Source organism: Brevibacterium sp. CT2-23B (assembly GCF_013168765.1).
GTDB lineage: Bacteria > Actinomycetota > Actinomycetes > Actinomycetales > Brevibacteriaceae > Brevibacterium > Brevibacterium sediminis.
Map to the genome: position 1 here is coordinate 616,044 of NZ_JABBYK010000001.1, position 14,192 is coordinate 630,235.

The 14,192-nt window shown below is 62.7% G+C and carries 13 protein-coding genes; 7 read left to right on the forward strand and 6 right to left on the reverse strand.

Going from position 1 to position 14,192, the window contains the following annotated elements; all coding sequences use genetic code 11:
- Positions 1-6: 6 nt before the first annotated feature.
- Positions 7-1,482: a leucyl aminopeptidase gene (locus HIM68_RS02890; RefSeq protein WP_139908011.1), complete on the reverse strand. Its 1,476-nt coding sequence runs from the start codon at positions 1,480-1,482 to the stop codon at positions 7-9.
- Positions 1,483-1,604: 122 nt separating this feature from the next.
- On the opposite strand from HIM68_RS02890, the gene HIM68_RS02895 reads away from it, so the two are divergent.
- Positions 1,605-2,711 carry a quinone-dependent dihydroorotate dehydrogenase gene (locus HIM68_RS02895; RefSeq protein WP_139467183.1) on the forward strand — a complete coding sequence of 369 codons (1,107 nt, stop codon included), beginning with the start codon at positions 1,605-1,607 and terminating at the stop codon, positions 2,709-2,711.
- Here the strand turns inward: HIM68_RS02895 and HIM68_RS02900 are convergent.
- Positions 2,686-3,297 (reverse strand): DUF3043 domain-containing protein, encoded by a 612-nt coding sequence (locus HIM68_RS02900; protein ID WP_139467184.1) that lies wholly within the window; start codon positions 3,295-3,297, stop codon positions 2,686-2,688. The two genes, HIM68_RS02895 and HIM68_RS02900, sit on opposite strands and share 26 nt — an antisense overlap.
- 23 nt (positions 3,298-3,320) lie before the next feature.
- Here HIM68_RS02900 and HIM68_RS02905 point away from each other — a divergent pair, with 23 nt between their 5' ends.
- The 6 genes from HIM68_RS02905 to HIM68_RS02930 all read left to right on the forward strand — a co-directional run bounded on the left by HIM68_RS02905 (position 3,321) and on the right by HIM68_RS02930 (position 8,912).
- The gene (locus HIM68_RS02905) at positions 3,321-4,697 is read left to right on the forward strand and encodes a dipeptidase (protein WP_172169427.1); all 1,377 of its coding nucleotides are present in this window, start codon (positions 3,321-3,323) and stop codon (positions 4,695-4,697) included.
- Positions 4,698-4,776: 79 nt separating this feature from the next.
- Positions 4,777-5,130 (forward strand): iron-sulfur cluster assembly accessory protein, encoded by a 354-nt coding sequence (locus HIM68_RS02910; RefSeq protein WP_172169430.1) that lies wholly within the window; start codon positions 4,777-4,779, stop codon positions 5,128-5,130.
- A 29-nt stretch (positions 5,131-5,159) separates the two neighbouring features.
- Positions 5,160-5,837 carry a leucyl/phenylalanyl-tRNA--protein transferase gene (aat, locus tag HIM68_RS02915; RefSeq protein WP_139467186.1) on the forward strand — a complete coding sequence of 226 codons (678 nt, stop codon included), beginning with the start codon at positions 5,160-5,162 and terminating at the stop codon, positions 5,835-5,837.
- 110 nt (positions 5,838-5,947) lie between these two features.
- On the forward strand, positions 5,948-6,820 hold the full coding sequence (coxB, locus tag HIM68_RS02920; protein ID WP_139467187.1) for a cytochrome c oxidase subunit II: 873 nt from the start codon (positions 5,948-5,950) through the stop codon (positions 6,818-6,820).
- The gene (ctaD, locus tag HIM68_RS02925; protein ID WP_139467188.1) at positions 6,817-8,514 is read left to right on the forward strand and encodes a cytochrome c oxidase subunit I; all 1,698 of its coding nucleotides are present in this window, start codon (positions 6,817-6,819) and stop codon (positions 8,512-8,514) included. Before coxB ends, ctaD begins: the two co-directional genes overlap by 4 nt.
- Entirely contained in the window at positions 8,511-8,912 is a 402-nt protein-coding gene (locus HIM68_RS02930; protein WP_139467189.1) for a cytochrome c oxidase subunit 4, read from the forward strand. The genes ctaD and HIM68_RS02930 overlap by 4 nt, the downstream gene beginning before the upstream one ends.
- Before the next feature lie 1,072 nt (positions 8,913-9,984).
- Here the strand turns inward: HIM68_RS02930 and HIM68_RS02935 are convergent.
- The 4 genes from HIM68_RS02935 to HIM68_RS02950 are packed head-to-tail and all read right to left on the reverse strand — an operon-like array spanning position 9,985 to position 14,112.
- On the reverse strand, positions 9,985-11,610 hold the full coding sequence (locus HIM68_RS02935; protein WP_172169433.1) for a cytochrome bc complex cytochrome b subunit: 1,626 nt from the start codon (positions 11,608-11,610) through the stop codon (positions 9,985-9,987).
- Positions 11,607-12,650, reverse strand: coding sequence for a ubiquinol-cytochrome c reductase iron-sulfur subunit (locus HIM68_RS02940; protein WP_139467191.1), 1,044 nt, complete (start codon positions 12,648-12,650; stop codon positions 11,607-11,609). The genes HIM68_RS02935 and HIM68_RS02940 overlap by 4 nt, the downstream gene beginning before the upstream one ends.
- Positions 12,651-12,699: 49 nt before the next feature.
- Positions 12,700-13,485, reverse strand: a complete 786-nt coding sequence (locus HIM68_RS02945; protein WP_139467192.1) for a c-type cytochrome — start codon at positions 13,483-13,485, stop codon at positions 12,700-12,702.
- Between the two features lie 57 nt (positions 13,486-13,542).
- Positions 13,543-14,112, reverse strand: coding sequence for a heme-copper oxidase subunit III (locus HIM68_RS02950; protein ID WP_039207694.1), 570 nt, complete (start codon positions 14,110-14,112; stop codon positions 13,543-13,545).
- Between the last annotated feature and the right edge of the window lie 80 nt (positions 14,113-14,192).

Consider the following 14,192-nt stretch of genomic DNA (forward strand, 5'->3'; position numbering starts at 1 on the left):
CCGGGCTCAGGCCTTCGCCTTCGCGATTTCGATGAGGGTGCGCACCGCGGCTCCAGTCGCGGCCTTCGGCGTGTAGCCGAAGGGTGCTGAACCGTTGAAGCTCGGTCCGGCGATGTCGATATGCGCCCAGTTCGCATCCTCTCCGACGAATTCACGCAGGAACGCCGCAGCGGCGAGCATGCCGCCGGGGCGAGGTCCTGAGTTCGTGAGATCGGCGGCGGTGGAGTCGAACCCGGAGAGCATCTCCTCGGGGATCGGCATCGCCCACATCTGCTCACCGGCCACGGAAGCCGAGGCGATGACCTCTGCCCGTGCGGCTTCGGAACCCATGACACCGGAGGTGCGTTCGCCGAGGGCGACGATCTGAGCACCGGTGAGTGTGGCCACATCGATAAGCAGATCCGGGTTCTCAGCCCCCGCATCGGTGAGCGCGTCCGCGAGGACGAGGCGACCCTCGGCATCGGTGTTCGTGACCTCGACGGTCTTGCCGCTGCGCATCTTCAGCACGTCGCTGGGGCGCTGTGCCGAAGACCCGGGCATGTTCTCCGCCATCGGCAGCCACGCAGTGACACGCACCGGGAGCTTGAGGTCGGCGATGCCGAAGAGCGCCTGAACGACGGCCGCGGAACCGGCCATATCGGACTTCATGTCCTCCATGCTCTTCGCCGGCTTGAGTGAGATGCCGCCGGAGTCGAAGGTGATTCCCTTGCCGACGAAACTGAGATGGCGCTTGGCGCCGCGAGGTGCGTATTCGACCTTGACGAGGCGGGGTCCACGAGTCGAACCCTGGCCGACGCCGATGATTCCGCCGTAGCCTCCGGCCTTGAGCTCCTTCTCGCCGAGCACTGTGACCTTGAGCTTGCGGTCCTTGGCCTGGTCCTTGACGATCTCCGCGTAGGACTCCGGGTAGAGATCCAGTGGGGGAGTGTTGACGAGATCGCGAGCTCTGTTCGTCGCGGCCGCGATCACTGCGCCGGCGTCATGGGCTGCGGCGAAGGTCTTGCCCTTGGGGCCGATAACGGTGATCTCGCCCGGAGTCCCGCCTTCGCTGCGGTAGTCGAGGAAACGGTAGGTTCCGAGTCCCGCGCCCACCGTGATCGCTTCGACCTCTGTCGGAGTGGCGGCGGGCAGGGCCAGTGCGATCGACTCGACACCGTCGAGTGCACGCAGCGCCGCTCCCGCGCCGCGACGCAGCGTTTCAGCAGCTGCGGCGACATCGGAGTCATCGGGATCGAAGTCCCCGAGCCCCACGAGCAGGACGGAGTCGGCGGCGACACCCTTCGGAGCGGGAACACGAGCGGTGGATCCGGCCTTTCCGCTGAACCCGATGGCGCGAGCGGCTTCGTCGAGGGCGGTCTTCGCCGCCTTCGCCCCTTCGAGTCCGAGGACCGTCGAGTCGGCTGCCGCCAGCACCAGAACGGAGGCGGTGGCCTTCACCGGTGAGGTCGTGGAGTAGCTGCTGAGGGTGGATGCACCAGCCATGAGTTCCCTTTCAGTCGTCTTTGAACGTTGCTTCGATCCTAATGCCAAACACGCCGACTTGCTGAAGCAGTGAGTCGAGCGCCTGCTGAAGCGATGAGGGACTCTGACATATTCTTAGGTGCGTGTACTCATTGATCTTCAGACTCCTCTTCGTTCCCATGGATGCCGAACGGGCCCATCACCTCTCGTTCTCCGCGCTGCGCCTTCTTGACTCCATTCCTCTGCTCGGTCGCCTGCTCCGCGTCGTCTGTGCCCGCGACACCGTCCGGCCCGCTCAGGTGATGGGTCTGCCCTTCCCCAACCGAGTGGGCCTGGCCGCGGGGTTCGACAAGAACGGCGTGGGGGTCCGTGCTCTGTCGTCATTGGGCTTCGGACATATCGAGGTCGGCACGATCACCGCCCATGCGCAGCCGGGCAATGATCGTCCGCGGCTGTTCCGTCTGCGGAAGAATCTCGCCCTGCTCAATCGGATGGGGTTCAACAACGACGGAGCCCGGCAGGCATCGTTCAACATCGCCGCCGAACGGAGGAAGATCGAATCCCTCCCGCAGCGCCTGCGTCCAATCGTGGGCATCAACATCGGCAAGACGAAGGTCGTCGAGGCGGCCGACGCGGTGGCCGACTATGCCGCCTCGACCCGTGCGCTGGCTCCCTTGGCCGACTACCTCGTCATCAATGTCAGCTCACCGAACACTCCCGGTCTGCGCGATCTGCAGTCCGTGGGCAGCCTGGAGCCGATCATCACCGCCGTCCGCGACACCGCCGCCGAGGTGGTCGAGCGCCCGCGGTCGACGCTGGGTCATGTGCCCCTGCTGGTCAAGATCGCCCCGGATCTCGCCGACGAGGATGTGGCCGAGATCTGCGACCTCGCTCTGCGCACCGGCGTCGACGGACTCATCACGACGAACACGACGATCGATCGCGGTGTGCTGACCGGCGCCGAGGCGGAGTTCGCCGAAGGCCAGGCAGGCGGCATCTCCGGACGCCCCGTGGCCGAACGCTCTCTCGAGGTGCTGCGTCTGGTCAAGAGGCACGTGGGCGACGAGCTCACCGTCATCTCCGTCGGCGGCGTCGCGGATGCGAAAGACGCCCGGGCTCGAGTGGCCGCGGGCGCCGATCTGGTTCAGTTCTATTCGGAGATGATCTACTCCGGTCCGTTCTTCCCCGGCCGCATCGCACGCGGCCTCGAGTCGAGCCGGCTGCTCACTCGGGGTACTGGCGGCGCTTGACCTGAGGCTTGGGCATGCGCAGCGGACGCAGCTGGATGCTGCGCATGACTGCGTAGAAGGTGATGCCCCGTTCGACCTCGCCGAACTTGTTGCGCAGCCGGTTCTTGAGGATGTAGTTGAGCACGAACCCGTCGAGGACGATCAGTGCGATGAGACCCCAGACGGCGTAGGTGAAGTACTGCTGGATCTGCACCGGCTGCGTGAACGCGATGACGAGGATGAGGATCGCGGCTGGTATGAAGATCTCGCCGATCGAGAAGCGGGCATCGATGTAGTCGCGGATGTACCGGCGTTGCGGGCCTTTGTCCCGGCGGGTGAGGTATTTCTCCTCGCCGTTCATCATGCCGATGCGTGCGCGGTCGCGCTCCTGCCGCTGGTGCTCCTTGGCTTGTCTGTTCGCGACTTTGCGATCCTTGTTCACCAAGGGCTGACGGCGCGCGGACTCCTGTTGGCTGCGCTTGGGCGTGGGCCGTCCCTTCTTCGCCTCCGCTTCGCGACGGGCGTCGGCTTCTGCGGAGAGGTCGTCATGGACTGGCTGAGAGGCGGAGGTTTCGTCCTCGGCGCGAGATTTTTTGTTTCCGAACACGAGATGAATACTACCTTTGGAGGATGAGCGAATCGACTTCAGCACTTGACAGTGCACAATTGCATGCCGAACTGGACACCATCTTCGACGAGGTTCTCGGCAATCTCACGGATCTCGTCGCCATCCCCTCCGTCGCCTGGCCGAGCTTCGACGCCGCGAATGTCACGGCCAGCGCCGAGGCTGTCGCGGGCTTGGCGCGTCAGCTCGGCCTCGAGACGGAGATCCTCACCGCGAAGCAGTCGGACGGCGCCGACGGATACCCGGCCGTCGTCGCCTCCGTGCCGGCGCCGGAGGGCGCCCCGACCGTCCTCCTCTACGCCCATCACGATGTGCAGCCGCCCGGCCGCGCCGAGGATTGGGACACCGAACCCTTCGTCGCCACCCGGAAGGGCGACCGCCTCTTCGGCCGTGGAGCCGCCGACGACAAGGCCGGGATCATGGTCCACCTCACGGCTCTGCGGCTGCTGGCCGACCGCCTCGGTGTCGGTGTGACGCTCTTCTTCGAAGGTGAGGAAGAAGCCGGCAGCCCGAGCTTCCGCAATTTCCTCGAGACCTACCGGGACCGCCTGCGCGCAGATGTCATCGTCGTCGCCGATTCGGGCAACTGGGCAGCGGGGACTCCGGCCCTGACGACGAGCCTGCGCGGAATGTGCGCCGTCGAATTCGAGGTCTCCACCCTCGACCACGCCGTGCATTCGGGAATGTACGGGGGAGTGGCACCGGATGCGATGCTCGCGATGACGAAGCTGCTGGCAACCCTCCATGACGACAACGGCTCCGTCGCTGTCGCCGGCCTGCACTCGAGCACAGAGACGTCCATCGACTTCGACGAGGCGACGCTGCGAACAGACTCCGGGGTGCTCGCGGAAACCGAGCTCATCGGCGCAGGCACCTTGGCCTCCCGTCTGTGGACACAGCCGTCGATCACCGTCATCGGTCTCGACATTCCCGATGTGGCGGTCTCCTCGAATACCTTGCAGTCCTCCCTGAAGGCCAAGCTCTCGATCCGACTCGCGCCCGGGGACACCCCCGCCTCGGCGGTCCGGGCCGTCGAGGAGCATCTGCGCGCGCATCTGCCCTTCGGTGCGCAGTTGAGCATCGGGGAGACCGAGGGCGGAAGCCCCTGGCAGGCCGATGAGAACGACCCTGTGGTCCGGACCGCCCGCCAGGCGCTCACCGACGCTTGGGGCACCGAATCGGTGACGATGGGCATCGGCGGATCGATCCCCTTCATCGCCGATCTGCTCGATGTGTTCCCCCGCGCATCGATCCTCGTCACGGGCGTCGAAGATCCCGACGCGAGGGCCCACAGCGCCAACGAATCGCTCTACCTGCCCGATTTCAAAGCCGCGATCGTCGCCGAAACCCTGCTGCTGCAGCGCCTCGGCGACCACGGATGACACGAATGGGGAATAGCTTGCCGGGCACCGACGTTGTCACCGGTGTAGCCTGGGGACAGGAACGCGAAAAGGAGTAACCATGACTGTGACCGAAAATGCAGAAGCCACCCACGAGGTGGAGCTGTCGTCGACCGCTGCCGACAAGGTCCGCAGCCTGCTGGAACAGGAAGGTCGTGACGACCTGCGCCTGCGCGTGGCTGTCCAGCCCGGCGGATGTTCCGGACTGATCTATCAGCTCTATTTCGATGAGCGCTTCCTCGACGGAGACGCGGTCCGCGACTTCGACGGCGTCGAGGTCATCGTCGACCGGATGAGCGTTCCCTACCTCAGCGGTTCGACCATCGACTTCTCCGACACCATCGAGAAGCAGGGCTTCACCATCGACAACCCCAACGCCGGGGGATCCTGCGCCTGCGGAGACTCGTTCCACTGATCAGCCTCGGCTGAGGAGGAGCGCTTCTCATGGACCTGGAGGATCTGCGTGCCGTGTCGTACACGGCAACGCAGCCCCAGGTCCTTTTGTCGTATCGGGCCGGACTCTTCCCGATGGGAGTCGGCCACGGGGGCACCGGTCGGATGGGATGGTGGGCTCCACGACGACGTGGAGTTCTGTTTCCCGGTGACCTGCGTGTGACGAAGAGCCTGCGCAAATCGATGAAGCACTTCACCTTCACCACCAACCGCGCCTTCATGCACGTCATCCGGGCATGTGCCGACCCGCGGCGGACGGGCAGCTGGATCACCGAGGACATGATCGAGCTCTACCAGGGCCTCCACGACGACGGGTGGGCGCATTCGGTCGAGGTCTGGAACGGCGATGAGCTTGTCGGCGGTCTCTACGGAGTCGCCATCGGTTCGTTCTTCGCCGGCGAATCGATGTTCCACACTCAGCGCGACGCCTCGAAGGCCGCGCTGGCCCACCTCGTCGGACTCTTCGACGGAACCGACGTCGTCAGCGGAGAAAGCCGGTCCACCTCGGCGGATGCGGATACGGGACCGGGGAATTGGCTCATCGACACCCAGTGGCAGACATCACACCTCGCCACCCTCGGCGTGTCGGAGATTAGCGGCCTGGAGTACTCCGCGCACCTAGATTCCGCGCTCAGGGGCAGTGTCTGTCAGCATATTCTCAACAAATGAACATCTGCAGGTGAATTTCTACCGCGTGTAGCGGTAGTCTTATGAGTGACAGAGTAAGTACACGTCTCTCGGCCTGACCTGGAGACGCAGAACGTTGTGAAAGGCTGCACGTGGATTCTCCGAATCAGTCAGGACCGCAGCGGTCCTGGGCGAAGCGGCTCGGCATTCTGAGCGCCGTGTTGATACCGGCGTTGCTATCGGGTTGCACTAAAGAGCAGATCGCCACAGGATTTTTTCCCGTCGAATCGCAAGGCGCGACGAACCACACTGATGCCTATACAGCGCTGTGGAACGGCGGCTGGATCGCCCTTCTCATCGTGGGCCTCATCGTGTGGGGACTCATCCTGTGGGCCATGGTCGCCTACCGCCGCCGCAAGAACGATCGCGGACTGCCGGTGCAGATGCGCTACAGCATGCCGATCGAAATCCTCTTCACGGTGACTCCGGTCGTCCTCGTCCTCGGCTTCTTCTTCCAGAACGTCCAGGTCATGGAGAAGACGACGGATGACTCCACCCCTGGCGAGCAGGTCATCGAGGTCGCTGCCAAGCAGTGGGCCTGGGACTTCAACTATGAGACCGAAGACGTCTACTACGCCGGCACTCAGGTTGCCCTCGACGGCACCGAAGCCCCCGAGAAGACCGCTCCCGTCCTCTACCTCCCCGTCGACACCGACCTGGAGATCCGCCTGCACTCCCGCGACGTCCTCCACTCCTTCTGGGTCCCCGCCTTCCTCGAGAAGCGCGATATGATCCCCGGCCACGATCAGAGCCTGCATCTGCGTGCCGAGAAGGAAGGCGAGTATGTCGGCAAGTGTGCCGAGCTTTGCGGTGAGTACCACTCGGAGATGCTTTTCAACGTCAAGGTCGTGTCGAAGGAAGAATTCCAGGAGTACACGCAGTCGCTTGCCGATCAGGGCAACACAGGCCAGCTGGGACCGGAGTACGATCGCAACTGGTACCCGAAAGAAGGTGCTGAGAAATGACCGCCACGATGGATCAGGCGGCTCTTGATGCTCCGGTAGTTCCACGGAGCAAGGGCAAGATCATCGTCGACTGGATCACGTCGACGGACCATAAGACGATCGGGTACATGTACCTCATCGGCTCGTTCTTCTTCTTCTGCGTCGGCGGTGTGATGGCGCTCATCATCCGCCTCGAGCTCTTCGAGCCCGGAATGCAGATCGTTGAGACCAAGGAACAGTACAACCAGCTGTTCACCATGCACGGCACATTGATGCTGCTGATGTTCGCCACCCCGCTGTTCGCCGGCTTCGCCAACGTCATCATGCCGTTGCAGATCGGCGCTCCGGACGTGGCGTTCCCGCGGCTGAATGCCTTCGCCTTCTGGATGTACCTCTTCGGTAGCCTTGTGGCCATCTCCGGATTCCTCACCCCTCAGGGTGCGGCATCCTTCGGCTGGACCGCCTACGCGCCATTGAGCAATACGACGTTCACACCGGGCGCCGGTGGCAACTTGTGGGTCCTCGGACTCGCCCTGCAGGGCTTCGGAACCATCCTCGGCTCCGTCAACTTCATCACGACTGTGATCACCATGCGCGCCCCGGGCATGACCATGTTCCGCATGCCGATCTTCACCTGGAACGTCCTGGTCACCGGCATCCTCGTGCTCATGGCCTTCCAGCCTCTGGCTGCTGCGCTGCTGGTGCTCGGTTCCGACCGCGTCCTCGGTTCCCATGTGTTCAGTCCGGGCAACGGCGGACCGATACTCTGGCAGCACCTGTTCTGGTTCTTCGGCCATCCGGAGGTCTATGTCATTGCGCTGCCGTTCTTCGGCATCGTCACAGAGATCTTCCCGGTGTTCAGCCGCAAGCCGGTCTTCGGCTACAAGGAACTCGTCTTCGCGACAGTTGCCATTGCTGCGCTGTCGGTGACCGTGTGGGCCCACCACATGTACGTCACGGGCGTCGTGGCACTGCCGTTCTTCGCCTTCATGACGATGCTCATCGCGATTCCGACAGGTGTGAAGTTCTTCAACTGGATCGGCACGATGTGGAGAGGCTCGATCACATTCGAGACTCCCATCGTGTGGTCGATCGGCTTCCTCGCAACGTTCCTCTTCGGCGGTCTGACCGGAGTCATCCTGGCCAGCCCGGCCCTCGACCAGCATGTGTCCGACACCTACTTCGTCGTGGCGCACTTCCACTACGTCGTCTTCGGCACCGTCGTGTTCGCGATGTTCGCCGGATTCTACTTCTGGTGGCCGAAGTGGACGGGCAAGATGCTCAACGAAAAGCTCGGACACATCCATTTCTGGATGCTGTTCATCGGCTTCCACGGAACCTTCCTCGTCCAGCACTGGCTGGGTGTCGACGGAATGCCGCGTCGTTACGCCGACTACCTGCCGCAGGACGGCTTCACCTGGATGAACCAGGTGTCGACGGTCGGTTCGCTGCTGCTGGGTCTGTCCATGGTTCCGTTCTTCTGGAACGTGTGGATCACCCACCGCAATGCACCCAAGGTGACGGTCGATGACCCATGGGGCTACGGAGGATCGCTCGAATGGGCTACCTCCTGCCCGCCCCCGCGTCACAACTTCACCTCGCTGCCGCGGATCCGCTCCGAACGTCCTGCCTTCGACCTCAACCACCCCGAGCTGCTTGAATACAGCGGTCACGGTCAGGCAGAACCCCAGCTCACAGGAGACAACGCCAAATGAAGTCATCGATCTACGTCTTCAACCTCTGCGGCCTGTTCTTCATCGCAGTCGGGATCTTCTACGGCTTCTTCACCGACTTCACCGAGCTCGTCGGATTCCCGGCGTTGCTCCTCGTCGGACTGATGGCCCTGATGATCGGCGTCTACCTCTGGCTGACGGATCGACGCGTCGGTCGTCAGCCTCAGGACAACGACGACGCCGAGATCTCCGACGCCGATGCCGACTACGGTATGTTCAGCCCGTGGAGCTGGTGGCCGATCGTCAGCGCGGGAGCCGCCGCCGTCGCATTCTACGGAATCGCCATGGGTTGGTGGATCTTCCCGTTCGGTGTCGTGCTCGGCATCGTTGCTCTGGTCGGTCTCACCTACGAACACGATCGCGGCGATTTCGCCCACTGATTCAGTGATCTGATCGCCCAGCCACTGTGGCCCGGACTCAAGTCGAGTCCGGGCCACAGTGCTATTCACCGGCAGCGGACAAACCCGACACAGGTGGACAGAAATCATCGTGGGCACGTCCTCCGGTCCCTTGTCGGCGCCGGAGTGGCTGATGGACGCTTGCGTGGTCCCCTGCGGCCCATACGTACACCCGCAGGGTCGCACTTCTGCCGTTCGCAGTCGGAGCAAGCGGCGGACTGCTCTTCCGGAGCTAAAGGCGGACTGCGGTTTGGTCCAGGCTGTTCTGAACTCATCACTCTGTTCGGTGAACATTTGAGAACATTCAGTACCAATTCGACAGAGCACACCGCGATGAAGGAGGCGTTGTGCCGACGCAATCGCCAAGATCGACATCGGGTCCACCACGGATCGCGGCGAGCGTCCATTAGGGCGGACGCAGACGCAGCCGGAGGCGACTGGAGGCTGAAGAGAGCCCTGGTGACACTCTTTCGCTGGCCAAGATGCGGCAGTGTGTCACTGTACCGTTCGGCTCATTCTCTTTCTGCCAATCTTGGGGCCGATGAGCCTCGATCGGCAGTCGAGACTTTGAGAGCAGCTATGAGGCGCCAGGCAACGGGCCAGGGGAGAGGCAGATTCCACGTCTGGGCACCGCTGAACGAACGCCCGTCTTCGTGCACGGGCCTCCCCGAGGCGAACGGAGCAGTACGTTCAGAAGCTTGCTGCAGGCCCGTCAGCGGCCCGTCGGCAGTCTCAGACGACCTCGTGCTCGGCCAGAGCATTTTGAGACGCAGGACGTGGCTCTCATAGCCTACGGCGGGTGTTCCGATTCGCGGAGAACCAGATCGGACCGACACGGGACTATTCCGATCGAGGCGGAAGCGGCTCAATCCAGGTGGTACTGCCCCTGGCCAGCAGTTGCTGAGACCGACAGGGGCAGGTGCAGATATCCACATCAGGAGGCGGAGAACGGAGTACGCGACGGGGAGTGACGAGTGACCGCCTCTTCTGTGAATGGAGCGAGGGGCTCAGCAGTTGAACTGCTGAGCCCCTCGTATCAGGTGTGTCGGACCTGTCAGTGTCCGAGTTCCTTGTTGTTCGAACCCTCGACAACGTCGTGGTCGTGGTGCGAAGCTTCGAGCTCCTGCTTCGTCACCGGGGCCACACGATCTTCGAAGAAGAAGCGAGACAGACGTGCACGCAGCTTCTCCATCCCCGTGATCTTGCCCTCGGCATTCGGCTCGGCCGGTACGTAGGCCGGCGACTCGAACGCGGTGATCTTCCACAGCTTGTGCGGGGGAAGAGCCTCGTGACGTTCGAGGAACTCACCGTGGGGCAGACGGATGATATGGGCCGTCTCCCGTCCGTGCAGAGCGATTTCACGATCCTTGCGCTGAAGCGCGAGGCACATGCGCTTGGTGATGATGTAACCGATGATCGGTCCGAAGAAGAACAGGAATCGGAAGATGTAGATCATGTCGTTGAGCGACATCTGGAAGAACACTGCGATGATGTCACCCGATGCTGCCGCCCACATGTTGCAGTAGAAGATGATTCCTGCAACGCCGATGGCGGTACGAGTCGGGTTGTTGCGCGGACGATCGAGGATGTGGTGCTCCCGATGGTCCTTCTGCAGCCACGCCTCGAAGAACGGGTAGATGAACATGACAGCGAACACGCCGCCCATGACGATCACGGCGCTGTTGATGTTGAACGAGATCGGCCATCCGAAGATGTAGAACTCGAACCAGCCCGGGACGATGCGGAGGAACCCATCGGCCCAACCGATGTACCAGTCAGGCTGGGTACCGGCCGAGACCGGGGAGGGGTCATACGGACCGTAGTTCCAGATCGGGTTGATCGTGAACAGCGCCGAGATGAGCGAGAGCAGACCGAAGATGAGGAAGAAGAATCCTCCGCCCTTGGCTGCGAAGGTCGGCAGAACAGGTTCTCCGACGACGTTCTTCTCGGTGTTTCCGGCACCAGGGTACTGGGTGTGCTTGTGCACGACGACGAACATCAGGTGGATGCCGATGAGTGCGATGAGCAGAGCTGGCACGATCATGATGTGCAGGGTGTAGAGGCGGGCCACGATGTCGATGCCCGGGAACTCTCCACCGAAGAGGAAGAACGAGATATAGGTTCCGACGAGCGGTAGCGACTTCAGGATGCCGTCGATGATTCGCAGTCCGTTGCCCGAGAGCAGGTCATCGGGGAGCGAGTAGCCGGTGAAGCCGGCCGCCATGCCCATGATGACGAGCAGAACACCGACGACCCAGTTGAGCTCACGCGGACGGCGGAAGGCACCGGTGAAGAACACGCGGAGCATGTGGACGCTCAATGCGGCGACGAAGAGCAACGCGCCCCAGTGGTGCATCTGTCGGATGAACAGACCGCCGCGGATCTCCAGGGAGATCGCGAGTGTCGAATCATAGGCTTCGGAGATCTCGACGCCGCGCAGCGGCAGCCAGGGTCCGTCGTAGTGCAGTTCGCCCATGGCCGGCTGGAAGAAGAACGTGAGGAACGTTCCGGACAGAACGACGATGATGAAGCTGTAGAGAGCAACCTCGCCGAGCATGAACGACCAGTGGGAGGGGAAGATCTTGCGACCGAACTCGCGCACGAGGACAGATGCCCCGACGCGGGTTTCGGCGAAGTTCGCCGCCTTCCCGATGGTGGTGGTTGGCTGTGTAGTACTCATGGGTGGTTGATCTCCCAGAACGTAGGTCCGACAGGCTCAGGGAAGTCCGACTGGGCAACCAGGTAGCCTTCGCTGTCCACGGTGATGGGCAGCTGAGGAAGCGGTCGTTTGGCCGGGCCGAAGATGACCTTGCAGTGTTCCGTCACGTCGAAGGTCGACTGGTGGCAGGGGCACAGCAGGTGGTGTGTCTGGTGCTCGTACAGTGCGACGGGGCAGCCGACGTGGGTGCAGATCTTCGAGTAGGCGACGATTCCGTCGTGCGACCAGTCCTTGCGATCCGGATCCTCTTTGAGTTCCTTGGGATCGATGCGCATGAGAAGCACGGCCGCCTTGGCCTTCTCGTTCAGCGGGTGCTCGCTGGCCTCCTCGTCGCCGATGCCCGAAGGCAGGACATGGTAGGCCGAGCCGATGGTGACTTCGTCAGCCTTGATCGGACGTTCGGAATCCACCGAGGGGATTCCGCCGACGTCGCGGATGAGGCGAGTGCCCTTCTGCCAGAGCGTGTTGAACATCTTGTCGCCCGGCAGCGGACCGAGGTCGCGGAAGACGAGAACTGCCGGCAGCGGCGCGATCGCCAGAGCGGCGATGAGCGTATTGCGCAGCAGAGGACGACGGGCGATGCCCGACTCTTCCTTGGCCTGGTGGAGGATCTCGAGCGCAATCGCCTGATCCTCTTCGCTGCCGCCGATGTCATGGCGTTCGTCGATGCCCTCGTGATCGCTCATGAGGTTCTTGGCCCAGAGCACTGCACCGAAGCCGATGGAGAACATCGCGACAGCGGCACCGAGGCCGACGAACATGTTGTGAAGGCGGATGCTCTGCATCGATTCGCCCGGGGTGAACAGGAAGTACGCCACGATGAACCAGATGGTTCCGATCATCGAGAGGATGAACCAGGCGGCTACCTGTCGTTCGGCGACCTTCTCGGCGCGTGGGTCCGAGTCGGCCAGGCGCGGTTTGTGCTCGGGCAGACCTGGGTTCGTGAACCCGTTCAACTCCTCGAGCTGGCTGCCGCCGCCGGAGTGCTCTTTCGAGGTCATTGAATTCCCCGTCTATTCTCGTAATTGATGGTGAACGACACTGTCAGACTCACTTGGCCCTGGATGACAGCCACACTGTCAGACCGATGACGGCAGCAAGTCCGAAGAACCAGATGAACAGGCCCTCTGCCACTGGGCCCAGCGAACCGAGCTTGAAGCCGCCGGGGGAGGGGTTGTCCGAGACTTCCTTGACGTAGGCGATGACATCGCGCTTGTCTTCGGGAGTCAGGTTCGCGTCGTTGAAGATCGGCATGTTCTGGGGGCCGGTCTGCATCGCTTCGTAGAGGTGCTTCTCGGAGACTTCGGACAGGTTCGGTGCGTATTTGCCGCGGGTCAGCGCACCACCGGAGCCGACCACGTTGTGGCACATGGCGCAGTTGGTGCGGAACAGACCGCCGCCGGCAGCGGGATCACCCTTCGAAGCATCGAGGTACTCGTCTTCGGGAACTGCCGGCCCGGGGCCGAGCGAAGCGACGTAGGCAGCGAGCTGAGCGGTCTGCTCTTCGTCGAACTGCGGTTCCTTGACGCGAGCCTGCGGGCCGTTGGCCTGCAGCGGCATGCGTCCGGTGCCGACCTGGAAGTCCACTGCAGCGGCGCCGACGCCGATGAGGCCGGGACCGGCCTTCGAGCCTTCGGCGTTCATGCCGTGACAGGTGGCACAGTTTGCCGCGAAGAGTTTCTTGCCTTCTTCGATATCAGAGGCGCTGGCTGTGTCCGCCTTGGCGCTCGAAGTCTGCGTGAAGAGTGCATAGGCTCCGCCGGTCAGCAGCAGTCCCACGAGAAGAAGCGCGACCAGCGCCATGGGATGTCTGCGGCGATCTGCTAGAAGCTTCACTTGATCGTCCTTTGCTTGAAGTGTTGTGAGTCCTGGGGGCCGAGCATCTCGGGCCGGCTACTGGAGCAGGTAGATGACGCCGAACAGACCGATCCAGACGACATCGACGAAGTGCCAGTAGTAGGACACGCAGATTGCGAATGTGGCTTCATGGTGACCGAACTTCTTCGCTCCGTAGGCGCGTCCGATGACGAGCAGGAAGCAGATGAGCCCGATGGTCACGTGAATGCCGTGGAAGCCCGTGGTCAGGTAGAAGACGGAACCGTAGCCGTCGGAGCTGATCGAGATGCCCTCGCTGACGAGGGTCGCGTACTCCATGACCTGACCGGAGACGAAGATCGCGCCCAAGGCGAAGGTGAGGTAGAACCACTCGACCATTCCCCATTTGGCGATGTTGAACAGCGACCCGGTCCGCCGGGGACGGAACCGCTCGGCAGCGAACACACCGATCTGGCAGGTGAACGAAGACGACACCAGGATCAACGTGTTGCCGAGAGCGTAGGGGATGTCGAGGATCTGGGTCCTCGCCTCCCACAGCTCCGGAACAACGGACCGGACGGTGAAGTACATGGCGAAGAGCGCGGCAAAGAACATCAGGTCGCTCGCGAGGAACACGATGAAGCCCACCGTGGTCACATTCGGACGATTGACAACCGGATGTGCTGGCGCTGTTTGAGATGCAGTGGCAGTTGACACAACCCCATTAT